This window comes from Pandoraea sp. SD6-2 (genome assembly GCF_000389825.1).
Classification (GTDB): Bacteria; Pseudomonadota; Gammaproteobacteria; order Burkholderiales; family Burkholderiaceae; genus Pandoraea; species Pandoraea communis.
The window spans coordinates 732,018-758,511 of record NZ_KB944454.1 but is presented as its reverse complement, the minus strand read 5'-3'; the positions used below and the strand labels follow the sequence as shown (position 1 = coordinate 758,511).

At 60.7% G+C, this 26,494-nt stretch carries 22 protein-coding genes and 1 pseudogene; 19 read left to right on the top strand and 4 right to left on the bottom strand.

Features of this window, described 5'->3' with window-relative positions; translation table 11 throughout:
• The first annotated feature begins 196 nt into the window (after window positions 1-196).
• The 11 genes from C266_RS19830 to C266_RS19780 all read left to right on the top strand — a co-directional run bounded on the left by C266_RS19830 (window position 197) and on the right by C266_RS19780 (window position 12,575).
• The gene (locus C266_RS19830; protein WP_010805517.1) at window positions 197-1,510 is read left to right on the top strand and encodes an MFS transporter; all 1,314 of its coding nucleotides are present in this window, start codon (window positions 197-199) and stop codon (window positions 1,508-1,510) included.
• 364 nt (window positions 1,511-1,874) lie between these two features.
• The gene (locus C266_RS19825; RefSeq protein WP_036663481.1) at window positions 1,875-3,443 is read left to right on the top strand and encodes an acetolactate synthase large subunit; all 1,569 of its coding nucleotides are present in this window, start codon (window positions 1,875-1,877) and stop codon (window positions 3,441-3,443) included.
• Window positions 3,444-3,496: 53 nt separating this feature from the next.
• Window positions 3,497-4,309, top strand: coding sequence for an SDR family NAD(P)-dependent oxidoreductase (locus C266_RS19820; protein WP_010805515.1), 813 nt, complete (start codon window positions 3,497-3,499; stop codon window positions 4,307-4,309).
• Between the two features lie 18 nt (window positions 4,310-4,327).
• On the top strand, window positions 4,328-5,365 hold the full coding sequence (locus C266_RS19815) for a sialidase family protein (RefSeq protein WP_010805514.1): 1,038 nt from the start codon (window positions 4,328-4,330) through the stop codon (window positions 5,363-5,365).
• Between the two features lie 18 nt (window positions 5,366-5,383).
• Window positions 5,384-5,902: a VOC family protein gene (locus C266_RS19810; protein WP_010805513.1), complete on the top strand. Its 519-nt coding sequence runs from the start codon at window positions 5,384-5,386 to the stop codon at window positions 5,900-5,902.
• Between the two features lie 94 nt (window positions 5,903-5,996).
• Window positions 5,997-6,602 (top strand): amino acid synthesis family protein, encoded by a 606-nt coding sequence (locus tag C266_RS19805; RefSeq protein WP_010805512.1) that lies wholly within the window; start codon window positions 5,997-5,999, stop codon window positions 6,600-6,602.
• A 23-nt stretch (window positions 6,603-6,625) separates the two neighbouring features.
• Window positions 6,626-7,504, top strand: a complete 879-nt coding sequence (locus C266_RS19800) for an alpha/beta fold hydrolase (RefSeq protein ID WP_010805511.1) — start codon at window positions 6,626-6,628, stop codon at window positions 7,502-7,504.
• Between the two features lie 3 nt (window positions 7,505-7,507).
• Entirely contained in the window at window positions 7,508-9,148 is a 1,641-nt protein-coding gene (locus C266_RS19795; RefSeq protein ID WP_036663479.1) for a bifunctional 3-(3-hydroxy-phenyl)propionate/3-hydroxycinnamic acid hydroxylase, read from the top strand.
• Window positions 9,138-9,458, top strand: a complete 321-nt coding sequence (locus tag C266_RS19790) for an NIPSNAP family protein (RefSeq protein ID WP_010805509.1) — start codon at window positions 9,138-9,140, stop codon at window positions 9,456-9,458. Before C266_RS19795 ends, C266_RS19790 begins: the two co-directional genes overlap by 11 nt.
• A 199-nt stretch (window positions 9,459-9,657) precedes the next feature.
• A complete protein-coding gene (locus C266_RS19785) occupies window positions 9,658-11,112 on the top strand; it encodes an NAD-dependent succinate-semialdehyde dehydrogenase (protein ID WP_036663875.1) in 1,455 nt (484 codons plus the stop codon).
• Between the two features lie 8 nt (window positions 11,113-11,120).
• Window positions 11,121-12,575, top strand: a complete 1,455-nt coding sequence (locus tag C266_RS19780) for an NAD-dependent succinate-semialdehyde dehydrogenase (RefSeq protein WP_036663873.1) — start codon at window positions 11,121-11,123, stop codon at window positions 12,573-12,575.
• A gap of 32 nt (window positions 12,576-12,607) precedes the next feature.
• Here the strand turns inward: C266_RS19780 and C266_RS19775 are convergent, their stop codons facing one another.
• Window positions 12,608-13,333 carry an IclR family transcriptional regulator gene (locus tag C266_RS19775; protein ID WP_010805506.1) on the bottom strand — a complete coding sequence of 242 codons (726 nt, stop codon included), beginning with the start codon at window positions 13,331-13,333 and terminating at the stop codon, window positions 12,608-12,610.
• Between the two features lie 319 nt (window positions 13,334-13,652).
• On the opposite strand from C266_RS19775, the gene C266_RS19770 reads away from it, so the two are divergent.
• From C266_RS19770 to C266_RS19760, 3 genes are all read left to right on the top strand, one after another.
• Complete coding sequence (locus tag C266_RS19770) at window positions 13,653-14,510, top strand: helix-turn-helix domain-containing protein (protein WP_168162937.1); 858 nt, start codon at window positions 13,653-13,655, stop codon at window positions 14,508-14,510.
• A 157-nt stretch (window positions 14,511-14,667) separates the two neighbouring features.
• Window positions 14,668-16,116 (top strand): APC family permease, encoded by a 1,449-nt coding sequence (locus C266_RS19765; protein ID WP_010805504.1) that lies wholly within the window; start codon window positions 14,668-14,670, stop codon window positions 16,114-16,116.
• A gap of 97 nt (window positions 16,117-16,213) precedes the next feature.
• Window positions 16,214-17,554, top strand: coding sequence for an aminotransferase class III-fold pyridoxal phosphate-dependent enzyme (locus C266_RS19760; protein ID WP_010805503.1), 1,341 nt, complete (start codon window positions 16,214-16,216; stop codon window positions 17,552-17,554).
• A gap of 77 nt (window positions 17,555-17,631) precedes the next feature.
• On the opposite strand, the gene C266_RS19755 is transcribed toward C266_RS19760, so the two are convergent.
• The gene (locus tag C266_RS19755) at window positions 17,632-18,312 is read right to left on the bottom strand and encodes a TetR/AcrR family transcriptional regulator (protein WP_144265873.1); all 681 of its coding nucleotides are present in this window, start codon (window positions 18,310-18,312) and stop codon (window positions 17,632-17,634) included.
• Window positions 18,313-18,409: 97 nt separating this feature from the next.
• Entirely contained in the window at window positions 18,410-19,849 is a 1,440-nt protein-coding gene (locus tag C266_RS19750; protein ID WP_036663871.1) for an aldehyde dehydrogenase, read from the bottom strand.
• 391 nt (window positions 19,850-20,240) lie between these two features.
• Here C266_RS19750 and C266_RS19745 point away from each other — a divergent pair, with 391 nt between their 5' ends.
• Window positions 20,241-21,287: a porin gene (locus C266_RS19745; RefSeq protein ID WP_036663476.1), complete on the top strand. Its 1,047-nt coding sequence runs from the start codon at window positions 20,241-20,243 to the stop codon at window positions 21,285-21,287.
• Window positions 21,288-21,469: 182 nt separating this feature from the next.
• On the top strand, window positions 21,470-21,598 hold the full coding sequence (locus C266_RS28270) for a hypothetical protein (protein ID WP_010805499.1): 129 nt from the start codon (window positions 21,470-21,472) through the stop codon (window positions 21,596-21,598).
• Window positions 21,599-21,619: 21 nt separating this feature from the next.
• Here C266_RS28270 and ndhC read toward each other — a convergent pair whose 3' ends face one another.
• A complete protein-coding gene (gene ndhC, locus C266_RS19740) occupies window positions 21,620-21,979 on the bottom strand; it encodes an NADH-quinone oxidoreductase subunit A (protein WP_010805498.1) in 360 nt (119 codons plus the stop codon).
• A gap of 352 nt (window positions 21,980-22,331) precedes the next feature.
• On the opposite strand from ndhC, the gene C266_RS19735 reads away from it, so the two are divergent.
• The 3 genes and pseudogenes from C266_RS19735 to C266_RS19725 all read left to right on the top strand — a co-directional run bounded on the left by C266_RS19735 (window position 22,332) and on the right by C266_RS19725 (window position 26,439).
• Window positions 22,332-23,429: a saccharopine dehydrogenase family protein gene (locus tag C266_RS19735; RefSeq protein ID WP_010805497.1), complete on the top strand. Its 1,098-nt coding sequence runs from the start codon at window positions 22,332-22,334 to the stop codon at window positions 23,427-23,429.
• Window positions 23,430-23,659: 230 nt separating this feature from the next.
• Window positions 23,660-24,817: pseudogene (locus C266_RS19730) on the top strand (cysteine desulfurase family protein); the annotation flags it as partial.
• 152 nt (window positions 24,818-24,969) lie between these two features.
• The gene (locus C266_RS19725) at window positions 24,970-26,439 is read left to right on the top strand and encodes a catalase (RefSeq protein WP_010805495.1); all 1,470 of its coding nucleotides are present in this window, start codon (window positions 24,970-24,972) and stop codon (window positions 26,437-26,439) included.
• Window positions 26,440-26,494 lie beyond the last annotated feature (55 nt).

Below are 26,494 nucleotides of genomic sequence, written 5' to 3'. Positions count from 1 at the left end.
TCGCACCGCCTCCTCTCTGCATTTCCCCGGAGTGGCTGATGCCGTGCGTCTGGCACCGCCTCCTCAACGTCGCTTTCTATCTTAGGTTAACTACCTACAAATCCCTTGTTGCGGGATTTTGAGAAAAAATAGACCATGAATTTGCAAATATTAATGGTCTTCATCCCGATATTCGGGGTGGTGATAGGAGAGCAACATGTCCCACTCGTCTTCGGCGCACGTCTATCGTAAGGTCGCGTTGCGCACCATCCCGTTCCTGTTTCTCTGCTACGTACTGAACTTCATCGACCGGGTGAACATCGGGTTCGCGAAGCTTCAGTTCCTTCAAGACCTTGGACTGAGCGAAGCCGTCTTCGGCGCGGCGACAGGCATCTTCTTCATCAGTTACGCGGCCTTCGAGTTGCCAAGCAACCTGCTTCTCGCGCGTATCGGCGCGAGGAAAACACTGCTTCGCATCATGGTTTTGTGGGGGGCCTGCACGGTGGCCCAGATGTTCGTCACCGGCGCGTGGTCGCTTTACTTCCTGCGATTCCTGCTGGGGGCGGCGGAAGCGGGATTCTTTCCCGGCTTGATTCTGTATCTCTCGTATTGGTTTCCCGACCACATGCGAGCGCGTATCAATAGCGTGCTCATGCTGGCGGTGCCCGTTGCAGGCATGACAGGCGGGCCGCTATCCGGCTTGATCATGAGCCAGATGCACGAGTATCTCGGGCTGCGGGGATGGCAATGGTTGTTCCTGATCGAGGGAACCCCGGCCATCTCGCTCGGCTTGCTTGCTCCCTTCATGTTGAGCGACGGCCCGGGGAAAGCCCGGTGGCTGACGGACGCCGACCGTGCGGTGCTTGAGCGCGATTTGAGGGCAACGCAAAGCAAGGCGGTGATTGGGCACAGCGGTATCAGCCTCATGGAAATCCTCCGGAATCGGCGCATTCTCGGGTTGGCCGCAGTGTATTTCTGCATTTATGTGGGAATGGTTGCCGTCACCTTCTGGGCCCCGACCATTCTCAAGTCCTCGGGGGTGACGAGTGTTGCGACGATTGGATGGTTGTCGGGCCTTATCTCCGTCTGCACGATGGTGGGCAATCTTGCTATCGCCTATAGCTCGGATCGTCGAATGGAGCGGCGTTGGCACATCGCGGCGTGCATGCTGGCGACTGCCGTTAGCCTGTTCCTGCTCCGATTTGCCGCAGGAAATGTTCCGGCGACCGTGGTGCTTGTGGCGATCGCTCAGCTCTGCATTTTCACGGTGCCCATCGTCTACTGGACGATTCCTGCGGCCCAACTGTTCGGTCGAAGCGCTGCGGCCGGCATCGCCATCATCAGTTCGCTTGGGTCCATTGGCGGCGCCTTTAGCTCGTGGCTTGTCGGCGGCATGATGGCGCGCACCGGCACACCGTACGCCGGACTCACCCTTGTCGCCGGATTACTACTGGTGGGGACGGTACTTCTGCTCCGCCTAGTTGCGCGACAAGCACCGCAAATGCCGGCTCCGGCGGGTCACGTCGCCTGATCGCAAGCGCACCGCAGTGCGCTGTCACCTTCATCCTTGAATCGCCGCTCGGTGGCCCCGTGCGGCGATTCTCGTTCTGAGGGCGGCGGGTGACGGATTTGAATGCCGGGGACGAACGTTAATCCCAAATTGCGGAATCGGTGCCCCATCTCTGCGAAATCACGCTCACAAGCGCGGCATCGTGTAAACCCCTAGCTCCCGCACTTACCGCCCGTAAAGCCCCATCTATCAAGGGCTTTGAGCTTTCTTCGTGTCGCCGGGATCATCTGCGGAAATAACTTTCTGTTTTACAAATCCCTTTATTTGGGATTAAAGTAAACAAAACTAATTTTTCTAGGTGTGCTTTTTGGTGGAAATCCCGGAAATGAACTTTCGACAACAGAACGGTGCATGTGTGGTGTTGAGGGCCGCGCGAGCGGCTGGTGTCAACGTATGTTTCGCAAACCCTGGCACCACTGAAATGCCGTTCGTCGGTGCGTTGGACATGGTGGACGGCGTTCGTCCCATCCTCGGGCTGTTCGAGGGCGTTTGTACGGGAGCCGCCGACGGATACGGCCGGATGGCCGGCAAGCCTGCGATGACGTTGCTGCATCTCGGGCCGGGGCACGCGAATGGGATTGCGAACTTGCACAACGCTCGGCGCGCACGTACGCCGATTCTGAACATCGTTGGTGACCATACGCGAGCACACGTGAAGTACGACGCGCCGCTGACGTCCGATATCGAGTCGCTGGCCCGCCCCGTTTCCGTGTGGTATCGCAGTGTGGCTGACCAGGGCGATCTGGCGCGAGACACCCTGGATGCGATTGCCGCTGCCATGGGCGGCGGCGGGACTCGTGGTGTTGCAACACTCGTATTGCCTGTCGACCTGCAAGCAGTGAGTGTCGATGCCTCACAACAAGTTGAGGCATCCGAGACCCCGGTGAAAGGCTTTCAACCGGCGCGTGTCTCTGAAGTCGCTGCGCTGCTTCGACGCGGCACGCCTGCCGTCATTCTGATGGGGGATCGGGCGCTTTCGGCACGCGGACAAGAGGCGGCAGCCCGCATCGCGGCGGCGACAGGCGCGCGCTGCTACAGCGAAACGTTTCCGGCGCGCACGGAGCGCGGCGGCGGACTCCCCGACATCGACCGTCTGCCGTATTTCCCCGAGCCCGCACTCGCCGCGCTCGACGCTCGCAAAGTTGTGCTCGCCGGCGCACTCGCACCCGTCACGTACTTTGGCTACGAGGGCATCCCCAGCGAACTGGCGGCGCCCGACGACATTGTCACGCTGGCCACCCCCGGCGAGGCAGCCGATGAAGCCCTTGAGGCGCTCGCCCTCGAGCTGGACCTTGGACATCACCTCGTCGCCGGTGTCGCAGCGCAACGTTGGGAGATTGACGATGGCGACCTCACGCCGCAGGCCGTCGGCCGAATCCTCTCCAACGCACTTCCCGCAAACGCCATCGTTTCCGTGGAAGGTGGCACGTGTGGTTATCCGTTCGTGACGGCCTGCGCACGTGCCGCGCGTCACACCATCCTGACCAACACCGGTGGTGCTATCGGCCAAGGCTTGCCGGTGGCGCTCGGTGCAGCAGTGGCTTGCCCGGAGCGCCGCGTCTTCGCGTTGCAATCCGATGGCAGCGCTCAGTACACGATTCAATCGCTTTGGACGATGGCCAGAGAGCGGCTGCCGATCGTGATGCTCATTACGTCGAACAAGCGATACGGCATCTTGCAAACCGAGCTCAACCGAAGCGGTTTGCCCACGGACGCGCCGAACTCGAAGCGCCTGACGCTGCTGGACGACCCCGCCATCGATTGGCAGGCCCTTTCGAAAGGGTACGGCGTGCCGTCCCAGCGCGTGGCGACGACGCAAGCGCTCGTGCTCGCGATTGAAAAGGCGCTCGCCCACACCGACGGCCCGAGTCTCATCGAAATGTGCCTTCCGTAGCGCTATCGAAGTGCTCGGCATCTCTCTGAAATCCTGACTTATCCGACTTAGCTATGAACCTGGAACTCAACGGAAAGGCGGCCTTCATCACGGGCGGCAGCATGGGCATCGGCAAGGCTGTCGCCCTTGAACTGGCCCGCGAAGGCGTGAACGTCACCATCGCCGCCCGGCGCATGGAGCACCTCGAGATTGCCGCGAACGAGATTCGTGAAGCGCTCGCCGATCTGGGGAGCGCGGCTGGGCAGGTTCTGCCGCAGAGCGTCGATACCACCGACATGGCGTCTATCGAAAAGGCAATGGCCGCGCACATCGCCCAATTCGGACGTCTCGACATCTTGCTTAACGGTGCCGCCCACCCGGGTGGTTTGGTTCGCACCGAGCTTGAGAACGCCGACCCGCAGGGGCTGCTGCAAGACATCGACATCAAAGTGGTCGGCTACATGCGTTGCGCTAAGGCCGCGGCTCCCTACATGCGTCAGAACGGCTTCGGTCGAATCATCAATATCGGCGGATTGACCGGTCGCGGTAGCAAGCAACTGTCCGGCATGCGCAACATCGCCATCGTCCACCTGACGAAAACGCTGTCCGACCAACTGGGTCCGCACGGTATCACTGTGAACACGATTCACCCGGGTGTCGTCGAGACGCCGCACATCCACGAGCTTTACGAGAAGGAAGCCCAAAAGCAAGGGCTGACGGCTGCCGAAGTCGAGGCCAACTACGTCAAGGTCACGCCGATTCGCCGGGTGTTGCAGCCCGAGGAAATGGGCTGGATCGTCGCCTTCCTTGCTTCGCCGAAGTCGGGCTCGATTACGGGCGAGTCCATCGGTTGCGATGGTGGTCTGACGCGCGGCATTTTCATCTGATTCAAGGAGATATTCCACATGAGCGCCACCGTACTGGTTGCCACCGCAGGGCAAGGCATCCTGCGTTCCAACGACGACGGCAAGACCTGGCATCGCCTGGGGCTGAAAGAATCCATCGAGTTTGACGGCATCGTCCGCGCACTTGTGGTGGACCCGCGCAATCCCGCCCGGATTTACGCCGGTGCGGATGCCGGCCTGTGCATCAGCGATGATGGCGGTGCCCACTGGCATCGCCCCGAGAATGCGCTCAACGGGCAAACGGTCTGGTCGATTGCCATCGACCCGCACGATTCCAGCGTTCTGTACGCCGGCACCGGCGCCCCTTCCCGTGCGGGGATCTTCAAGTCCACTGACGCCGGGCAAACTTGGGAGAAGCTCCCGCCGGAGATTCCCGAGTTCTGCGAAGGGGTCAACCGCCCACGCCTGCTGACCATCTGTGTCGAGCCCGACGACGCCAACAACGTGTGGTTCGGCGTCGAAGAGGGGGGCGCCTGGCGAAGCCGCGATGCTGGCGCGTCCTGGGTTCGCGTGGATGGTCCCGGCACGGCGATTCGCAACAGCGATATTCACGCCATTACGGTGCTGAGTGCGACCCAACACCAACCCAAGACGACGCTGTTGCTGACGGTCAATGCTGTCTACGTCAGCGAAGACGATGGCGTGACCTGGGACGGGAAACTCTCTCGCGACCGATTCGATGGTTTGTACTACACGCGCACCGTCACCCAGCTCGCACAGCCTGACGGCGACCTGCTCATGGCGGTGGGCGACGGAACGCCCGGGAGCAGAACCCGAATCTATCGCTCGACCGACCGTGGATACGAGTGGTCGGAAATGGAGCTTGCGTCGCCCCCGAACTCCACGTTCTGGGCGATCGGTGTCAACGCAGCGCAACCCGAGTTGATTTATGCCGGCACCAAGTACGGACACTTGTTCCGCTCGCGTGATGGCGGGCGCCGCTGGGAGAAGGAGTGGCGCGATTTCAGCGAAATCACTGCGGTTGCTTGGACTCCCTTTGAGGCGCCCCTTGTCGCTCACGCCCAATCGACTCACTGACCGGAGAGACGCGCCGTGATGACCTTGCCTGAAGAGACGCTGCTTCGCGCAGACCTGGCGAACATCAACAACCTGCCGATGCGCCAACCGCGTGTTCAGCGCACGCACCTTTCGCTGTTCGTGCGCGACCCTGTCCAGTCCGGGAAATGGTATGCCGACGTGCTCGGCATGACGCAGACAGCTCAGGCGGAACAATGGGTATTCATGTCGTTCGGGCAGAAGCACCACGACATTGCCCTGATTCGTGCGGTATCCGACGCCGAGATCGGCACCATCGGCCTGCAGCACTACGGATTGGAAATTGCCGGTGACCTTCGCGAGCTGCGCCGCCTGTACGGGATGCTCATTCGCCGCAAGGTGCCCATCGTCAAGATTACCGACCACAAAGTGGGTATCGGCGTGTACTTCAACGACCCGGATGGAAACCGCCTCGAGTTCTTCTGTGAAACGGTCACCGATGACGAGGAAGGGAAGCGCGTTCTGAACGAGTACAACGCGCCGAGCGACCCCACCCAACTCGAGCCGATCTTCGATTGACACCCTTGCAGTCCTCCTGCGTCTACGGCTTCGGCACGCCGCAGGAAGACCTGCCTGGCAACAAATACCAACACTATTCGCTGGAGATTTCCCCATGAGCAAAGCCGCCAACTTCGAAGGCTTCCATATCCGTAAGTGGTACACCCAAATTGAGGATTCACTGGCCAACGAGACCGGTGAACTCGCCGACGGCGAACCGCTTCGCAAGATAGTGATTGCCGCTGCGGTGCATAACCCGTATGCGGGTCGATTCAGTCAGAACCTCGATGCACTGGTGGAGCCTTCGCCGGCGCTGGGTGTCGAGTTTGCGCGTCGCATCGAGGAACTGGCCGCCGGGCGCAAGATTGAAAGCTATGGCAAGGCCTGTCTGGTTGGCACCGACGGCGAGTATGAACACGGCAACGCGTTCCTGACGTCGATTTTTGCCGAGCCGATTCGCGCAGCTTTGGGCGGCGGCAAGTCGTGGGTTCCGTCCAGCGGCAAGCGCGGCCCTATCAATACGGTCATTGATGTTCCGCTGGCCCACAAGGACGCGCTCTATGTGCGCTCGCATTACGACACCGTGACGTGCCTTTTCCCCGACGCACCGAACGCAGACGAAGTGCTCGTTATCTTCGCCTTCGCTACGCGCGGCCGCTTGCATGCCCGTCTTGGTGGCCTCAAGGCCAGCGAGATCGCCGGCAAAGACGGTCTCGTCTAATCGCACGATCGAGCGAGTCGAGCATGAACACGCTACCTGCAAAGGAAGGCTGGTTTGAGAGCGATGGCCTGCGCTTGCGCTATGTCAGTTGGGGGGCAGAGGATGCCCCGCCAATCGTCATGCTTCACGGCCTGCGCAGTTATGCCCACACGTGGGAGCCGGTGGTCGCTACGCTGACCGACCGCTACCGGGTCATCGCACTCGACCAACGTGGGCGCGGGATGAGCGATTGGGACCCGAAGCGAGACTACTACACCAGCGCTTACGTCCGTGACCTGAAAGCCATGGTGGACGCGCTCGGACTGGCCCGCTTCGTCCTTGTCGGGCACTCGATGGGCGGTGCGAACGCGTTCGTATACGCCGGGGAACGCCCCGACCTGCTCGCCGGCCTTGTCATTGAAGACATGGGGCCGGGAGCGTCCGTGAGTTCGCAAGGCTCCGAACGAATCAAGCGCGAGCTGCAAGCGACTCCCGATGCTTTCCCGTCCTGGGAGGCTGCCCGGGCGTTCTGGCGACGCCAGCGACCGAACATCTCGGAAGCCGCACTCGACTCCCGGGTGCGGTACTCCCTGAAGACGGGCGACGACGGGCGGGTTGTCTGGCGGCACGACGCGGCGGGCATTGCCGTCGCTCGGGTCAATGCGAGTCCGGCACAGTTGGTGGACCTCTGGCCGTATGTGACCTCCCTGGAGGTGCCAGCCCTGGTCATACGCGGTGGGGACTCGGACTTCCTATCGGAGACCACGCTGAACGAAATGGCGCTGGTCAACCCGAACCTCTGTGCGACCCGCATCGCCGGTGCGACGCATTACGTCCACGACGACCAACTCGATGTGTTCAATCGAGTGCTTGGCGACTGGCTCGACCGTTTGGACGACCCCGTTTGGCGCAAGGGGAACTGAAAAGTGAGTGAAGGAAAATCTCAAAAAACGTCGGTCGCTATTGTTGGCGCGGGTCCCAACGGCGCGGCAATGGCGAACATGCTCGGACTGTACGGCATCGACACCGTCGTGATCGAGAAGACGCCTGCCATCGTTGAATTTCCGCGAGCGGTCGGCATGGACGACGAGGCGCTTCGTCTTTTCCAGACGGCAGGACTCGCCGACGAGCTTGCACGCGACATGATTCAGAACGTGCCGCTGCGGATGTACAAGGCAAATGGCGAGTGCTTCGCCGACATTCGACCGACCGTCCGGGAGTTCGGGTGGTGGCGTCGAAACATCTTCATGCAGCAACTGGCCGAAAAGACGTTGCGGGAGGGGCTCGCGCGCTATCCGCACGTCTCGCTTCGCACAAGTGAAGAAGTCACGGCGATCACCCAGGACGATAGCGGTGTGAAACTCACGGTCAGTCGTGACGACGGCTCAACGTATTCGCTTGAGGCGGATTACGTCGTCGCTGCCGACGGCGGTCGAAGCCCCATGCGGGAGATGCTCGGCGTAAAGCTCGAAGGGACAACACACCCAATCAAATGGGTGGTGGTGGACGTCAAGAACGCTGACCTTGAGCAACCCTGTACCGCGCTCAATTGTGACCCGCGACGTCCGAACGTCTGCATCTACCTGCCGTTCAACTACCGCCGTTGGGAGTTTCTTGTCTTCCCGCACGAAGACGAAAACGAAATTGCCCAACCGGCGTCCATTCGTCGTTTGCTAGCGCCGTATGTCAAGGATGTCGAGCGACTGGAGATTGTACGGGCGCGGACTTACACGCATCACTCGCGCGTGGCCGACAGATTCCTGGTGGGGCGCGTTGCCCTGATTGGCGATGCGGCTCACCTGACACCGCCCTGGATTGGTCAGGGGCTGAACGCCGGCCTGCGGGACGTTGGCAATCTCGCCTGGAAGCTCGCTGCCGTCATCAAGGGGGGGCTGGTGCCGGGCGCGCTGCGGACATACGACACCGAGCGCCGAGACCATGCGCGCGCAATGATTGATCTGGCGGACACTTTCGGGGCGATGCTGATGCCGACGAGCCGCTCGGTCGCTTTCTTGCGCGATAGCTTCTTCAGTCTCGCGAGGTTTGCCCCCGGTCTGCGGAACTACGTTTTGCAGATGCGCTTCAAGCCTATGCCGCGATACACGGACGGCGTGCTGGTCACGGGGCAATCGCCGATGCTCGGAAAAATGATCGTTCAACCAGACGTTGAGACGGCCGGCGGCGTGCGCCGCAAGCTCGATGACGTGCTTGGCCCCTGGTTCGCCATTGTCGGGTGGCGACATGATCCGCAGTCGGCCCTTAGTCCTCAGGAGCGAGCATGGTGGGCGTCGCTGGGCGTGAAATTCGTGCAAGTCCAACGTTCCCGCAGCGGTACTTCAAGGGAAGGACGGGTCTGCAGCGCGTTCGGTACCGAGTGTGTAGAGGATGTCGATAACGCACTGGCCGATTGGTTTGAGGCCTCCGGTCAGCGCGTCGCGCTCGTGCGTCCCGACCGCTATGTTGCGGGCCAGTGCCAGCCGTCCGATTTGTCCGCACTTTCCAAAGCATTCGGAGAGTTTGTCCCGCAGGTGCGATCGCCGTCGATGGAGTTGGGAAATGTTGCTTGAACAACGAACTTACACATTAGTCCCGGGCGGTGCTGCCGAATACCTGCGTCTCTACGCAGAGTTTGGCCGCGAGTCGCAGGAGCGGATTCTCGGAAAGATGCTCGGGTGCTACACAACCGAGGTCGGGACGCTGAATCAACTCGTCTACTTTTGGCCGTTCGAATCGCTGCAACAGCGAAGCGAGCGTCGTGCCGAATTGATGGCGGACGAGCGTTTCAAGGTGTTCCGCGGCAAGGTTCGACATTTGCTCGTCAGGCAGGAGAACCAGATTCTCAAGCAGGAAATTGGCCTGGAACCTCGGGCTCGCTAACCAGCGCTGTTCGAATTCTTCCACGTTGCCGCATCGAGGCGCCGAGGTGAGGGCCTTTTCACCGAGAGATGGCGACGTCGGAAGAATGCCAGGGTTTGAAGCGTTACGTGGAACGTGTCAGTGGTCGTTTCAAAGGTGAGAGGTACTAGCAGTGAATGAATCCCCAGCACAGGCGCCGAGCGGACAGACGTTCTTCGGGCTGCCATATGAGCCGGATACCGCCTATGGGCCGCTGTCTCTCTATATCGACGGCAAATTCATCGGGGCTGGCTCGCGGCGGTCGCTACCCGTGTGCGACCCGGCGATGGAGACGGTGATTGGTGAGCTACCGCTGGCGGAGCGCGCCGATATCGACGATGCCATTCTCGCTGCCCAGAGTGCATTTGCGAGATGGAAGCGTGAATCGCCTTTGGTGCGTTCAGACATCCTGCGCCAGGCCGCGCGACTCATCCGGGAGCGTGCCAATCACATTGGCCGATGCATTACGCTCGACCAGGGGAAGCCACTGCACGAGGCCGTTGCCGAAGTGCTTTCGTCGGCCGAGCATCTGGACTGGCATGCCGAAGAAGGGCGGCGAATCTACGGTCGAGTGGTACCGCCCCGCAATCCCGACGTACAACAGACGGTGCTACGCGAACCCGTGGGCGTATGCGCGGCATTCTCGCCCTGGAACTTCCCGTTCAATCAGGCGCTTCGGAAGGTGGCAGCCGCATTGGCGTCCGGCTGCACGCTGGTGTTGAAAGGCCCTGAAGAATCTCCGAGCGCAATCGTGGCGCTTGCACATGCCTTCCACGACGCGGGGCTTCCCCATGGTTGCCTCAACATCGTTTGGGGCGATCCGTCCGAAGTTTCGACGCAGCTCATCGAATCCCCGATCGTGCGCAAGATTTCGTTCACCGGGTCGGTGCCTGTCGGGCGGCATCTGGCGGCGCTGGCGGCGGGCCAGATGAAACGCATGACGATGGAATTGGGCGGACACGCTCCGGTCATCGTCTGCGAAGACGCCGACGTGGCGCGCGCCGCAACCATGCTGGCGACCTACAAGTTTCGCAATGCCGGACAGGTCTGCGTCTCGCCGACGCGTTTCTTCGTTCAGCGCGCCGTGTACGCGGACTTTGTCTCCCGGTATGTCGACGAGGTGCGCAAGATTCAACTCGGTCACGGGCTTTCGAACGGGGTCACCATGGGGCCGCTTGCCCACGGCCGACGAGTCACAGCGATGACCGAGTTCGTGGAGGACGCAAAAGCGCACGGCGCCGAGGTGGCCACCGGCGGACGTTCCCCCGAGGCCGTGGGGCACTTCTTCGAGCCGACGGTGGTTTTGGCGCCGCCGCCGGAAAGCCGCCTGATGAATGAAGAGCCGTTTGGTCCGGTGGTCGGCATTGTGCCGTTTCAGGATCTTGACGAAGCACTGGCCGAAGCCAACCGGCTGCCCTTCGGGCTTGCCTCGTATGCGTTCACCGATTCCGCGCGGTACGCGCACAAGATTAGCCGGGAGATGGAAGCCGGCATGGTGAATATCAACCATTTTGGTATGGGACCTGCGGAAATTCCCTTTGGCGGCATCAAAGCCAGTGGCTTTGGTAGTGAAGGGGGGGCCGAGACGTTCGATGGCTACCTGGTCACCAAATTCGTCACGCAAATGCATTCATGAGCGAAGCAATGAATATGAAGCTTAAGGACATCTCTCTACAGCAGTCGAAGTGTTTTATCGGAGGGCGATGGGTTGCCGCCGACGACGGGCAGACGCTCGACGTTACGAACCCCGCCGATGGCACGGTCCTGGGAAGCGTGCCGCGTGCGGGACAGAGTGAAACCCGCCGGGCGATTGACGCAGCGCACGCCGCATTCCAGACGTGGCGCGACGTGACGGCAGAAGTTCGCGCCCAGTTGCTGCGTCGCTGGTTCATGCTGGTAATGGAGAATCAGGACGACCTGGCGACACTGATGACGCTGGAGCAGGGAAAGCCCCTGGCCGAGGCTCGTGGCGAGATTGCTTACGCGGCGTCGTATATCGAGTGGTTTGCAGAAGAGGGGCGCCGCATCTACGGAGACGTGGTGCCGTCCCCTTGGGCAGACAAGCGGGTTGTCGTCCTGAAGGAGCCGGTTGGCGTTTGCGCTGCAATCACGCCGTGGAATTTCCCTGCGGCGATGATTACGCGGAAGGTCGCCCCCGCGTTGGCCGCCGGTTGCACGGTGGTTATCAAGCCGGCGTCCCAGACACCGCTGTCGGCTTTGGCGCTTGCGATCCTTGCCGAACGAGCCGGTATCCCGTCCGGCGTCATTAATGTTGTCACGGGAAGCGCAGCCAGGATTGGCGCAGAACTGACGTCCAATCCGCTCGTACACAAGCTGTCGTTCACAGGGTCGACGGAAGTCGGACGGGAGTTGGCCGCGCAGTGCGCGCCGACGCTCAAGAAGCTGTCCATGGAATTGGGCGGGAATGCGCCGTTCATCGTCTTTGACGACGCCGATATCGACGCGGCAGTCCAGGGCGCGATTGCCTCGAAGTACCGCAATACCGGGCAGACCTGCGTGTGTACGAACCGCTTCCTGGTTCAGCGTGGCGTCTACGACGAGTTCGCGCAGAAGTTGGCGAGTGCAGTCGCCGAGCTGCACGTCGGAAATGGCCTCGACGCCGGCGTGATGCAGGGGCCCTTGATCGATGCGGCGGCGATGGACAAGGTTCGGGCGCTGGTTGCCGATGCGGTGGAGCACGGTGCGTCGATTGCCGTTGGCGGGAAGCCGCACCGTCTGGGGGGAACCTATTACGAACCGACAGTGCTTCGGGACGTGACACCGGCAATGTCGATTGCCGGCGAAGAGATATTCGGACCGGTGGCCGCGCTTTACGCGTTCGATTCCGAGGCCGATGCCGTTGCGCTTGCCAACGACACCGAGTATGGATTGGCGGCGTATTTCTACGCCAACGACCTGCGCCGTGTCTGGCGAGTCGCCGAGCGAATGCAATACGGCATGGTCGGCATCAACACGGGGCTAATCAGTACCGCCGTTGCGCCGTTTGGCGGCGTGAAGCAGTCAGGGATGGGGCGGGAAGGGTCGAAGTACGGTATCGAGGACTACGTACAGACCAAGTATCTCTGCATTGGGGTCTGAGGGCGAAGGGGGCACGAGCGTGCCCTCCGCCGTCAGGTTGCTTCGCCAATACGGGCGGCGGCTTCACGAAGTATCTTCCCGACGGCATGTTCGTCGAAGAGGACAAAGTGCTCGGGGCGGAAGATGAGTGAGACGCTGCTCGTGACGTCCCCTCCGGATGCAGAGACGATGGGGGCGGCGATACCGACGTGCCCGGCGTCCAATTCTCCTCGGGATATGGCATAGCCGGTCTCGACGATGTGCTGACAATGGCGCCAGAACAACGTCCAGTCCTCGAAGTCGCCCATCGATTCCTTGTGCCGGTCGTGCAGGCGCTTCAGTCGCGGCCGCGACATGGCCGCGACGATCACCTTTGACGACGCCCCTTGAAAAAGGGGCATGATGCGTCCGCGGCCGAAACCGAGCTGGAGATCTTCCATGCCATTCTCGTGCATAACGTTGATGATTTCCTCGTCGTAGAGCGTGGAAATCAATCCCGTCCCACCGGTGACCTGAACCAGCTTTTGCACCACAGGCTCCGCCGCTTTGAGCATCGGGTCGGAGCGACGCATGTTGTAGTCGAGATGAATGATGCGAGGCCCGAGCGTGTATTCACCGTTGTGGCTGACCAGCAGGCCCACCGATGCCAGTTCCTTCACGTACCGGTAGCAGGTCGTTCGGGAAAAGCCTAGCTGTTCGGCGAGGGCTTCAGCGGTCATCGACCTTTCCGATGACGAGAAGACGTCCAGAACCGACAGCATCTTGGTGAGGCTCGACATGGCGAAATCCGTGATTGAACGGTGGGTGGAAAATGCTCTGTGGGTATTTTCCTGATAGCCGGGACAAATGCAAGTCCGCAGCCCACGCGAGGTGAACCTTGCAAGAGACCCCAGCCCAGTTTTTTACCAAATTGACGGCGGTAATTCTCGTTCTTAAAATTGGTCTCAAGACCAAATTAAGGGTGAAATGACTCCAGTGTGAGGTGGTATGGAACACAGTGTTGCGTCTTACAACGATGTTCTGGAGCACAGTGCGGCCGTGAGCGGGTGGAGTCAGGTGTACGACCAGCTTGAAGGGGGACGGCCTCAGAGTCAGCTCTTGCAGATTCACGGCAATGATTACCAGATGTTCGTCGAGCACATCGACAAGCGAGTCGCCCAACGCGGGACCGCGCCAAGCGGTCGCCTATGTCTGGGGATCTCGTTGCCCACCGAGGCGGACGACGCTTCGACCTGGTCTCGCTTCATTGGCGTCGGGAGAGTTGCGCTGCTACGCAACGCAGAGCCATTCAAACTCAACCTCCCTTCGGACGCCACGCTTCTGGCGGCCAATATCGACCACGAGCGCTTCCGCAGTTTTGCTCAATTTTCCCTCTCGCCCGCGCAGATGCGGCAAGTCGACGAGGCGAATGTCATTCAGCTTCCGGAAGGTATCGCCGCCGACATTGCCGTCAAGCTCTACGGGGCCATGTCACGGGCAGACGCGAACCTTGGGTGCAGCGATGACGATCTGACGGACCTTATCTGCCGTGCGTTTCTGGATGTGTTTGGCGGGGAGTCCGTGTCGGGTGGCGAACGATACCGGTCGTTGGCGATTAGCACGTGGATTGTGCGCCGGGCCGAGGAGATGACGTTCGAACGCCCGGAGACGCCACCGTCCGTGATCGAACTCTGCACGAAACTCAAAGTGAGCCGGCGGGGCTTGCAGAATAGTTTCCAGGCCGTGACGGGGTCGGCCCCTGCCGACTACCTGCGAAATGTTCGGCTGAACGCCGTACGGCGACGTCTCAGAGGGACGTCGGCCGATGCGGTGAGTGTTGGCGACGCCGCCGCTGAAATGGGCTTTTTTCACTTGAGCCATTTCGCGCGCCACTACCGGAATCTGTTCGGCGAGCTGCCGTCGGACACGTGTCGTGCCAGCGTCTTTTGCGGGCATAGGGGTATACGGCAGCACTGAATTTTTTGTGCCGATTTTGGCTAACGGAGCCTAGATGCTCCCCCTACCATCCAGTGAGCGCAAAACCAAGGCGCAAGGAGATTGGACACTGGAGCGCGACGCGGGCGATGGCTCGTGACTTCGCGAAAGTCGGACACTAAATTCAAGAGGGGGCAACATGCTCCATGATTCGCAGAACCCACAGAATTCCGGACTCAGGCAAGGCGCGCTGAGTATCGGCTTCATCATCTTCTTCGTTGTCTCGGCGGCGAGCCCGTTGAGTGTGATTGCCGGAGGGTTCCCGCTCGGAATCATGCTCGGCAATGGCGCCGGCACACCGGTGCTTTTGCTTGCCGCACTGGCCATTCTTCTGGTGTTCTCCGCCGGATACACCGCGATGGCTCGTCACGTGACGAATGCCGGCGGGTTCTATGCATTCTCGTGTCGAGGTCTCGGCGGGATGATGGGGGGCGGGGCGGGCATGCTGGCGATGTTCGCTTACAACATTCTGCAAATCGGGCTTTACGGCATGTTCGGTGCGGTGGTCGCGGACACCATGGCGGCAACCTTCCAACTGGTCTTGCCCTGGTGGGTCTATTCGTTCATCGCGATGGCTAGCGTAGGCATTCTCGGCTATCGGCAAATCGACCTGTCGGCAAAGTTGCTGTCCGTGCTCGTCATTGCCGAGTATCTGGCCATTCTGACGCTGGATATCTGCATTCTCGTCAAAGGGGGCGATTCTGGCGTCAACTTCGACGCGTTCAAACCGGCGAACGTCACCAGCGGCTCGCCCTCCATTGGTCTTCTGTTCTGCTTCGCCGCATTCATCGGATTCGAAGCCACCACCATCTATGGCGAAGAAGCGAAAGACCCGAAGCGCGCAATTCCCATCGCGACCTTCGCCGCAGTGCTGCTTATCGGCGCGTTCTATTCGGTATCCCTTTGGGCGATGGTCGTCGGGGCCGGCTCGGGAAAAATCGTCGGCATGCTCCAGGCAATGCAAGATCCGACGACCTTCATCTACGGGATGTCGGACCGTTTCGCAGGGGCAGGGCTTACGCACGTCATTCGTGTGCTGTTCATGGTGAGTGTCTATGCCGGTCTGCTCGCCTTTCATAATTCCGCAGCACGCTATTTCTACGCTGGCGGGCGAGATGGTTTGCTGCCCCGCGCGCTGGGTCGGACTCACGGTGCTCATCAAAGCCCTCATGCCGGTTCGCTGCTCCAGAGCGCCATTGCGGCTATCGCTGTAGCCATCTTCGCACTGTGCGGCGCGGACCCCGTGCTGCAGTTGTTCTCGTGGTTCTCCAATGTGGCCACGTTGTGCGTGATTCTGCTCATGGCAATCACTTCGCTCGCCGTGATCGGGTTCTTCCGCAAGTACACCGGCACGGGGGAGCGTTGGTGGCGTACCCAGTTGCTGCCGGCAGTGGCGTGCGCAGCGCTCGTCGGGGTTCTTGTCATGGCAATCGAGCACTTCGATGTGCTGACTGGCGCGAGCCGAACGCTTTCCTATGCGCTGTGTGCGCTTGTTCCCGGAGCACTGCTTCTCGGCATCGCGCTAGCCGCTCGTCTGCGCAGTGCGTCTGCCGAAAATTACCGGCGCCTCGGGGCGCACACGCTCTGAGCGGAAGGTACGTGACCTGGCGCGCCGGAGAAGGAGACGGTTGTCGCACTGGCAGCCGGGTCGGATTGGTGGTTTGCATTCACTTCGCGAGTAACACATGAATTTCCAGCAACGCAAGAAACGCTTCTGGCATCCGATGGGGTCGGCTGCTGAGTCCAACGTCCATACCGTGGTCATCGAGCGCGGTGACGGCAACTATGTGACGGACATCGACGGCAATCGCATGCTCGACGGTGTGGGCGGTCTTTGGAACGTGAACGTCGGGCACAATCGCACGGCGGTCAAAGAGGCCATCGCGCGGCAGCTCGATGAAATCGCTTATTACCAGACGTTCGATGGCGTCGCGCACCCGCGGGTGTATGACCTGGCTGACCGTCTTTGCAGCATGTTCACCCAAGAAGACATGCAACGCGTCCTTTTCAGCAGCGGTGGTTCCGATTCGGTCGAAACCGCTCTGAAGCTTGCCCGCCAGTATTGGATTGCTGCCGGCGAACCGTCCCGTATCAAATTTCTTTCCCTGCGCAACGGCTATCACGGTGTCCATATGGGCGGGACATCGGTGGGCGGTAATGGCGTCTACCACTACAACCACGGCCCTCTGCTGCCCAACTGTTACCAGCTCGACACGCCGTGGTTGTACCGCAATCCGTGGAAGTGCGAGGACCCGGCTCAACTGGTTGAATACTGTATCGCGCAGCTTGAAGAGTCCATTGCATTTCACGGCTCCCAGACAATCGCGGCGTTCATCGCCGAGCCGGTGCAGGGCGCTGGTGGACTGATTGTGCCGCCGTCGACCTATTGGCCACGCCTGCGCGAGGTTTGCGACCGGAACGGCATTCTGTTGATTGCCGATGAGGTGGTGACGGGATTTGGCCGGACAGGCTCGATTCTCGGCAGCCGAGGCTGGGGTGTGGCACCGGACATTCTCTGCCTGGCCAAGGGCATTTCAGCCGGCTACGTTCCCTTGGGCGCCACTGTCTTCAACGGCCGTGTCGCAAATGCGATTGAGAACGGCGCAGGCTTTTCTCACATGGTGATGCACGGCTACACGTACAGCGGTCATCCGGTGGCGTGTGCCGCGGCGCTGGCGGTGCTGGATATCGTCGAATCCGAGGACTTGCCGGGCAACGCCGGCCGCGTGGGCAAGCACCTGCTTGAGCAATTGCTGCCGTTGCGCGACGCCTATGAGACGGTCGGCGACGTGCGAGGAAAGGGGCTGATGCTCGCGCTCGATTTCGTCACCGACAAGGCTAGCCGGACGCCGCTGGACCCTCGCGAGGGTTTTGCCACACGCGTCGCGGAGGCAGCACGCAAGCGCGGCGTGCTGGTTCGTCCCGTGGCGAACAAAATCATTCTCTCTCCGCCACTCACGCTAACGGTCGAGGAGGCAAACACCGTCGCACGCACGATGGCGGATGCGCTGCACGAATGTAGCTGAGATGCCGGTGCCTCAGGCCTTAGGGCATTGGTAATTTGAACGGCGGGAGCACTGCGCTCTCGCCGATTTCTTTGAGATCAGGAAGTCGCTATCGTCAGAAGATAAGAGAGGAAGCGCTTTTCCGACGGGTCTTCATCTCCGTCGTCCGTGGATTGCGTGTTCAGCACGTACATGGTGCCTTCGAGCGCTGCCGTGATGAAATCAACTCTCCTGGCTCGCTCGGCGCGCGTCAGCTCTGGATTGACGGCCTCGATCAATGGATTGAGCCGGTCGCGATAAGGCTGATAGGCGTCGTGGAGTATGCGCTGGACCACCTCGTCCCGTTGAGCGAGTGCACCTAGCTCAAAGAACAAAATGCGGACATGCCGCTTGCGGTTCAGGCGAAGGTAGTAGCGGCAAGTATCGACGAAGAGCGTTTTGGGAGCACGCGAGGTCGGACCATCCAGTTGTTCGATGGCCGCCGTTTCGAAGTGCTTGATGGTCTGAACGATCGCGGCGCGAAGCAGCTCGGTTTGCGACGGGAAATAGTGCTGCAGGTTGAACAACCGAATACCCGCGGTACGTGCCACGTTGCGCAGCGTTAGCTGAGCAACTCCCTGCTCCAGCAGGATAGTGCGGCCAATTTCAAGCATGGAGGCAATGCGCTCATTGCCTTTGGCTGTCGCGGCAACGGGCCTGAAGTCATCCTGTGCCGTGGACGTCGTGCTCGACGGTAGCGATGAAGTGGGTTTGCGGGAAGAGGGCGTGCGAGCGTCCATGTTGGCTGGGCCGGCGAAAGAAGGCCGGTCGCGTAGTGTTCGCGACCGTAACGCGGCCCAGTATAACGCGATGGCGCTCGCCTTTACGGCGCCGTTTTTACAGCGAGATGGTGATGGATTTCTCCTGAAGATGTGCCATCACGGCATGCCGAGACAGGTCGAAGCCGGTCCCGCTGTCCCTGCGGCCGCCCCAGGCAAGCCGGGCATCGAGCGGGCTCCAGCAGTTGACTGCCACGGAGCCAACGTCGATCTCGCGAGCCAGGCGGTGTGCTTTGCCAACATCTTGTGTCCACAGGGAGGTGGAGAGTCCATAGCGGGTGCTATTCGCGATGCGAACCGCCTCCGACTCGTCTTCGAAAGGAATCACAACACCGACCGGGCCGAAGACTTCCTCTCGGGCCAACGTGCTGTTGGGGTCTTCGTGAACAAAGAGTGTCGGGCATACGAAAAATCCGCCATCGGGCACTTGGCGCCCTCCGGAAATCAGCCGTGCGCCGTCTTGATGGCCGCGCTCGATGTACTCGGCGACCCGCGCCCGATGCCGGGCGTTGATCAATGCTCCCATCCTGACGTGAGCCTCTTGAGGGCGACCCACAACGATGGAATCGGTCGCCGCCGCCAATTGCGCTGCGACCGCATTGGCAATCGATGCGTGGACGAGAATGCGTGAACCGGCGGCGCACGTTTGCCCTTGATTCGCGAAAAGACCGAGAAGAAGTCCGTCGATGGCGCGAGGAACATCGGCGTCGGCAAGCAGGATTTGTGCAGCTTTGCCACCCAGTTCAAGGGTCAATGGCTTGAACGACCCTGCCATGTCCCGGGCAATTGCGCGACCGACTTCGGTGCTGCCGGTAAAGCTGACCTTGGCCACGTCGGGGTGTGTACACAACGCGCGTCCCGTCGTTGGTCCAATCCCGTTGACGACGTTGACTACCCCTTCGGGGATGCCGGCTTCGGCAACCAGCCGCATCAGATGCGTCAAGGCGACGGGAGCGTCTTCCGAAGGTTTGATAACGACAGTACAGCCTGCGGCTAACGCCGGCGCCAGCTTCCAGATGCCAATCATCAGGGGCGCGTTCCACGGGATGATTTGAGCCACTACGCCGACGGGCTCCAACTCGGTGTAGTTCAACGTCGCACGTCCCATACTCCCGGCCGTGGGAATCGTCCTGCCTTCCAGTTTGTCGGCCCAGCCGGCGAAGTAGCGCAGAGTGTCCACCGACATGGGCAGGTCCATCATGCGCATTTCCATCTCGGGGCGTCCCTGTTCCCTGGACAGAACGGACACGAACGTCTCTGCATCCCGCGCGAGCAAGTCGGCAAGGTGCAGAAGCTTCAGCCCTCGCTGAGCAGCACTCGTTCGACGCCAGACCGTTTCAAATGCGACCTTTGCTGCCGCAACCGCCGAGTCCACATCGCTTTGCGACGAGGCGGCCACCGCGGCCAACGCCTCACCTGTGGCCGGCTCAAGCTTGACGAACGTATCGCCGGATTGCGCCGCACGGAAACGGCCGTTGATGAAGTTCTCCACCTGCATGCTCATCGCGCTACCTCGAGTTCTCATGTGCCTCGATCGACGAGGCCATTTTGATAAAAATTGGTCGTTCGACCAAATTTTGTGTTCAATCCCATTTCTCGTCAATGGGCCAAAAATGAGGGGAAACCCTTGAAATTGCGTGAGATCCAGTCGATGGCCTTTGTTTTCGGTGCCGTAGCTGTATTCCCCGCAGCGAGATTCGGGTTGCGTTTACGCGTCATCATTTTTGATTTTGTTTACCTGAAATCCCGTATTTGGGGATATTGCGATTCGCTGAGGCTGCGATGTTCACCGTGGGGGAGGGCATTGCAATGCTGAATCAGCGGCGCTGTGCAGGGCGCGAATGTGCGCGCCCTGCACATCCTTCTCGCGAACAAGCAGGGCGGACAAAATGAGAACTCGATATTTGGTAAGCGCAGTCGCAGTGTTGTGTGGTGTCAGCGCGTCCGTGTGGGCGCAGTCGACCGTGAGTCTCTACGGCATTCTCGATACCGGTGTGACATACACCAACAACCAGTCGGGCGGAAAAAACGTTGGTGTGCAATCCGGCGTTTCGATGCCGGAGCGGTGGGGTTTGTCGGGCCGAGAGGAGCTGGGGGATGGCAATTTCGCATTGTTCAAACTGGAGAACCAGTTTCAGACGTCCGACGGGAATTTGACAGCGTCGAACGGCGCGTTCAGCCTTCAGTCATACGCGGGGCTTGGTGGGAACTGGGGGACGCTGACATTTGGCCGTCAGTACGACTTCACCGGTGACATTCTTCCCGCCTATGCCATTGCGGCAAACACGCCGGCGGGTTTGCTCGCGTGGAGCCTTCCTGCCAACGCTTCGGCAGGCGGGGCGCTCGACAACCGCGTTTGGGGCATTCAGGTCAACAACGCCGTGAAGTACATGAGCCCGACATACGGCGGCTTTTCGTTCGGCGCCATGTGGGGCTTCGGCAACGTACCCGGCTCGGTCGTGCAAAGCAGCGCCTCGAGCTATCTGCTGTCCTACGATAACGGGACATTCAGCGCCTCGCTGGTCTATTACGGACAGCGAGACGTGGTTACCGGAGGCAACCTCCGTGAGTTCGCCGGCGGTGCTGCGTACAACTTGGGCAACGTCAGACTGTTCGGGTTGGTATCCGATGTGCGAATCAATGCCGGGTCGTCGCCGAGAGCGACGACATATGAGGCTGGCCTCACATGGAACGTCACGCCAGTGGTGCAGCTAGGTGGGGGATTGCAGCACCAGACGCGCAATAACGGTATCGGTTCTGCGTCGCAACTGACATTGAGCGCGGATTACATCTTCACCAAGCGCACGGACCTGTACCTGATTTTCGCTTTGGGGCACGACAAGGGCTACGGCGCGCAAGTCGAAACCGCCCTCGGTGCGAACGCCTCGGGAACGATGCAGAATGCGGTGCGCATCGGTGTACGACACACGTTCTGACATCCTGGAGTCATTCTGCCAGTTCGCCGTGAGATGGGCTCCGTTTCATTTGCACAAGCGCGTCTGCGCAAGAATGAGGCCGGCCTCGCTACTGAACTGCCCTCAAAAGGTTGGATGGGTGTCCAACATTTGGGGGGGGCAGTTCACTCGAAGCCGACCCCGACGAGTTGAATAATCTGGCGATGGACCGGAAGACTAACGGTGATCTGCTCATGGAGATGAATGCGCGTCTGAGCGGGCTGATCGACGCCGAGGTCGGTGAAGACAGTCCGAACGTTCTGCCGATTCGTGACGGTCGCGTTCAGTTTTGACTTCTGCCCTTGCCCTCACCCCTACTCCCACTCCAGCGCTTTCTTGCCCCATTCGTAGGCGAAGCCGACCGCGAGAAGGAACAGGAAGAACATCATGGCGATAAAGCCGGGCCAGCCCACGTCTCGAATCGCGACGGCCCACGGAATGGTGAACGCCAATTCGATATCGAACACGATGAAAAAGATAGCGACGCGGTAGTAGCGCACGTCGAACTGTTTGCGGGCGTCGCCGAAAGCGTTGAACCCGCACTCGTACGGGGAATTTTTCTCCGCGTCCGGACGATGTGGCCGAATCGGCTTTGCGACCACCAGAAGGCCCGCGCCGATGAGCAGAGCGACAACCAGAAACAGCAGGACGGGGAAGTATTCGGAGAGTTGCACCGGGGCTCCTTCATGAGACCAGCACCGAATCTCGTGCCGGGCGGAGCGCGTTAGTGCCTTCGACGCTGGCGAACGTTCCTCATTGACGACAGCTTTGGGGAGTGTCCCTGCCGGTGAGCCCTCACCCATCGTTGGCGCTCCTGTACTTGGCCGAGTCATGCCGCTGTTCATATGATTCGTCATGGAAATCGTCATTTCGACGAAAGAATACGTTTTTACGACGAATTGACGCTACATTTCATCGGGAACCCTCCCTAGAATTGATGTCGTGGTGCTTGCACGAATATGCCGGGAGAATGACGCCGGCGTGATGCGAGCCCTCTTGTTCGACGTCTTGATCCGGGGAAAAAACATGAAAAAGATCGCTTTACTTGGCGCAGGACATATCGGCCAGACCATTGCGCGCCTGCTGCATGACAGCGGCGACTACCGGGTGACGGTTTTCGACCGCAACCCGCTGGCGTCTGCGGTGGTCCATGAATATGCGGATGCGTTTGTCGAACTGACCGGCAGCGATACGGGCTCGTTACGGAAGGCCATATCGGGCCACGACGCCGTCGTCAATGCGCTGCCCTACACGATGGCGACGAGTGCTGCGACGGCCGCTGTGGCGGCTGGCTGTCACTACTTCGACCTGACCGAAGACGTAGCCGCGACCCATGCCATCCAGCAACTCGCCGAAGGGGCATCGACCGCACTGATGCCTCAGTGCGGTCTGGCGCCGGGTTTCATCGCTATCGCGGCGCATCACCTGGCGGCAGCGTTCGATCAGGTCGACTCCGTGAAGATGCGCGTCGGCGCGTTGCCGGCGTTTCCCACCAACTCGCTGAAATACAACCTGACGTGGAGCGTCGACGGGCTGATCAACGAGTATTGCCAGCCGTGCGAGGCGATTCGCGACGGCGTCAGGCTGACCGTACAGCCGCTGGAGGATCTGGAACACTTCTCGCTCGATGGCGTGGAGTACGAAGCGTTCAACACCTCGGGCGGGCTGGGCACGCTGTGCGAAACCCTCAGTGGGCACGTGCGCGATCTCGACTACAAGTCGGTGCGCTATCCGGGCCATGGGGCGTTGATGAAGGTGTTGTTGAACGAACTGCGTCTGAAAGACGATCAGGAGACGCTCAAGACGATGCTCAAGCGCGCCGTACCGAGCACCTTGCAGGACGTGGTGCTCATCTTCGTGGTTGTGAGCGGTCTGCGCAGCGGGGTGCTCACGCAGGAAGTCTTCGCGCGGAAGATCTTCGCGGAGCGCAATAACGGGCACAGCGCCAGCGCGATTCAGATCACCACGGCATCGGCGATCTGTGCGGCGGTCGATATGTTCTTCGCGGGACAATTACCGCAGCGCGGCTTCATACGGCAGGAGCAGATTGCCTTGCCGGACTTCCTGGCCAATCGATTCGGTCAGGCCTACGCCCATTCGACGCGTATCGAATCCCTCTCCTGAGGCAAGAAGCGCGCCGCCGCGTCGCTTGCCGACGCGACCGGCGGCGGGCGCGAAGTCACCGTGCGATTCCCGGCCGGTGAGGGTGTTTGATTACACATGGGAAAAATTTCCTGATTATTTCGAATATTGGGATGGATTTTTCATAAAACCTGCCATGGGTGGGTGATTCGGCAAGCCTTTTCTCACTTCTGCCGCGTAGGATCGACGCACTTATTTATCCGGGGCCGATCATGCGCGAGAGAGAAACACTCCATTACTTCGACTATGCAGCCACCACGCCCGCCGACGCCGCTGTGATTGCTGCGATGTCCGACTGTCTCGGCGTGGATGGCGTCTTTGGCAATCCCGCGTCGAGTTCGCATGCGGCGGGCGTGAGCGCGCGCCGTCTCGTGGAGCGCTCGCGCGCGCAGGTCGCGGCCCTCATCGGTGCCGACGCGGCGGAGATCGTGTGGACGTCCGGCGCCACTGAATCGAACAATCTGGCGCTCAAGGGCTATGCAGAGCTGGGGCAGGCGCGTGCGCACATGATGACGAGCGTGCTCGAGCACAAGGCGATTCTCGATACGATGGCGTATCTGGAAAAGCGCGGCGTGCCGGTCACGTATGTGACGCCCTCGGTCACCGGCGAGATCACGGCCAACGCGGTGGCGGCGGCCTTGCGTCCCGATACGGGACTGGTGTCGCTCATGCTGGTCAATAACGAACTCGGCACGCTGACCGACGTCGCGGCCATTTCCAGGGTCGTGCACGCGGCAGGGGCGCTGCTGCATGTCGATGCCGCACAGGCGCTGGGCAAGACGCCCGTTGACGTGAAGGCCATGGGCATCGATCTGCTTTCGATGTCGGCACACAAGGTGTACGGGCCGAAGGGGATCGGCGCGCTGTACGTGAGCAAGGACGTCATGCCGCGCATCGCGCCTCAAATGCACGGCGGCGGTCATGAACGCGGCTTGCGCTCCGGCACGCTGGCAACGCATCAGATCGTTGGCATGGGGACGGCATGTGAGTTGGCCATGCAGGTCATGACGACCGATAACGCCCGCATTGCCCAACTGAGCCGCCGCCTGCTCGACGGCGTGCTGGCACTCGACGGTGTGGTGCACAACGCGGCCGATGCGCAACGCGTTCCGCATACGCTGAGCCTGACCGTCCGGCATCCCGGTTTCTACACGTTCATGCTCAACGGAAATCTCGCCGTGTCGTCGACATCGGCTTGCAACTCGGCCTCGGGGCAGCCGTCGCATGTGCTGAGTGCCATCGGACTCGACGGTGAAGCGGCGAGCCGTACCGTGCGCTTGAGCCTCGGTCGCTTTACCGACGAGGCTTGCGTCGACTTCGCGATTGCCTGCTTCGAACGCGCTGTCTGTCAGTGCCGGGCATTAGCCGCCTGAGATCATGTTTGCCGCTTGCTTCGGCGCTTCAACGCGCCGAACGTCGAAGGGTGTGTGTCGCAGTCTTGTATTATGCTTTGATCGACTTGCGACATTACTGACTTGAATTCTCTCCCTCCCCCCCACCCACCTTCACATCGGAGGTAAGTATGAGCAAAGAGAAAGATAGTTCGGACACCGGATCAACGACAGGCGCCGGTGCGCCGGCGGCAAGCGACCGAAATACGTTATCGGTCGGGGCGGACGGCCCGCTGCTGCTTCACGACGTTCACTTCATCGAGCAAATGGCGCACTTCAATCGGGAGAAGGTGCCCGAGCGTCAGCCCCATGCGAAAGGCGCTGGCGCTTTCGGCGTATTCGAAACCACCGAAGATGTCAGCCGATATACCAAGGCCTCGCTATTCAGGAAGGGCGCCAAGGTGGAAATGCTCGCGCGCTTTTCCACGGTCGCGGGCGAATCCGGTAGCCCCGATACCTGGCGCGACGTGCGCGGCTTCTCCCTCAAGTTCTATACCGACGAAGGCAATTACGATCTCGTCGGCAACAACACACCGGTTTTCTTCGTGCGCGACCCGATGAAGTTTCCGCACTTCATCCGCAGTCAAAAACGTTTGCCGGACTCGGGGCTGCGCGACAACCACATGCAATGGGACTTCTGGACGAACAATCCGGAGTCGGCGCATCAGGTGACGTATCTGATGGGCGACCGTGGCTTGCCGCGTACCTGGCGTCATATGAACGGCTATGGTTCGCATACTTATCTGTGGATCAATGCGAGCGGCGAGAAATTCTGGGTGAAGTATCACTTCCATACCGAGCAGGGCATGGAGTTCTTCTCGAACGCCGAAGCGGCAACGATGTCCGGTCAGGACGCCGACTTCCATCGCCGGGATCTGTTCGACGCCATCGTGCGCGGTGAGCATCCTAGCTGGATTTTGCGGGTGCAGGTCATGCCGTATGCCGACGCGAAGCAGTACCGCTTCAATCCGTTCGACCTGACGAAGACGTGGTCGCACAAGGACTATCCGCTGATCAAGGTGGGCAAGATGACGCTCAACCGCAATCCGGAGAACTTCTTCGCGCAGATCGAGCAGGCAGCGTTCTCGCCGGGCAATACCGTGCCGGGCATCGGCCTGTCGCCCGACAAGATGCTGCTCGGACGCGCCTTCGCGTACAACGACGCGCAGCGCAATCGCATCGGGACAAACTTCCATCAACTGCCGGTCAATCGCCCGAAGGTGCCGGTGCAGTCGTATATGTTTGATGGTCACATGGCGTTCGAGCACAGCGGCAATGCACCGACTTACGTGCCGAACAGCGGCGGCCGTCCGTATGCCGATCAGACTGGCCCGGCGGAGGACGGCTGGGAGTCGGACGGCGCCATGGTGCGCAGTGCCTACACGCTGCACAAGGAGGACGACGACTTCTCGCAACCGGGAAATCTGGTACGTCACGTATTCGACGATGCGGCGCGCACGCGTCTGGTCGAGACCGTGTCGGGCGCGTTGCTGGCCGGGGTGCGTAGCCCGGTGCTCGAGCGGGCCTTCGACTACTGGAAGCAGATCGACAAGGACGTCGGTGCGCGCATCGAGCAGGCGGTGAAGCGCGCCAGGAAGTAGGCTTTTTTCGCCACGGTATCGACTGCGGCGGGTCGCGATGCATGGCATCGCGCCC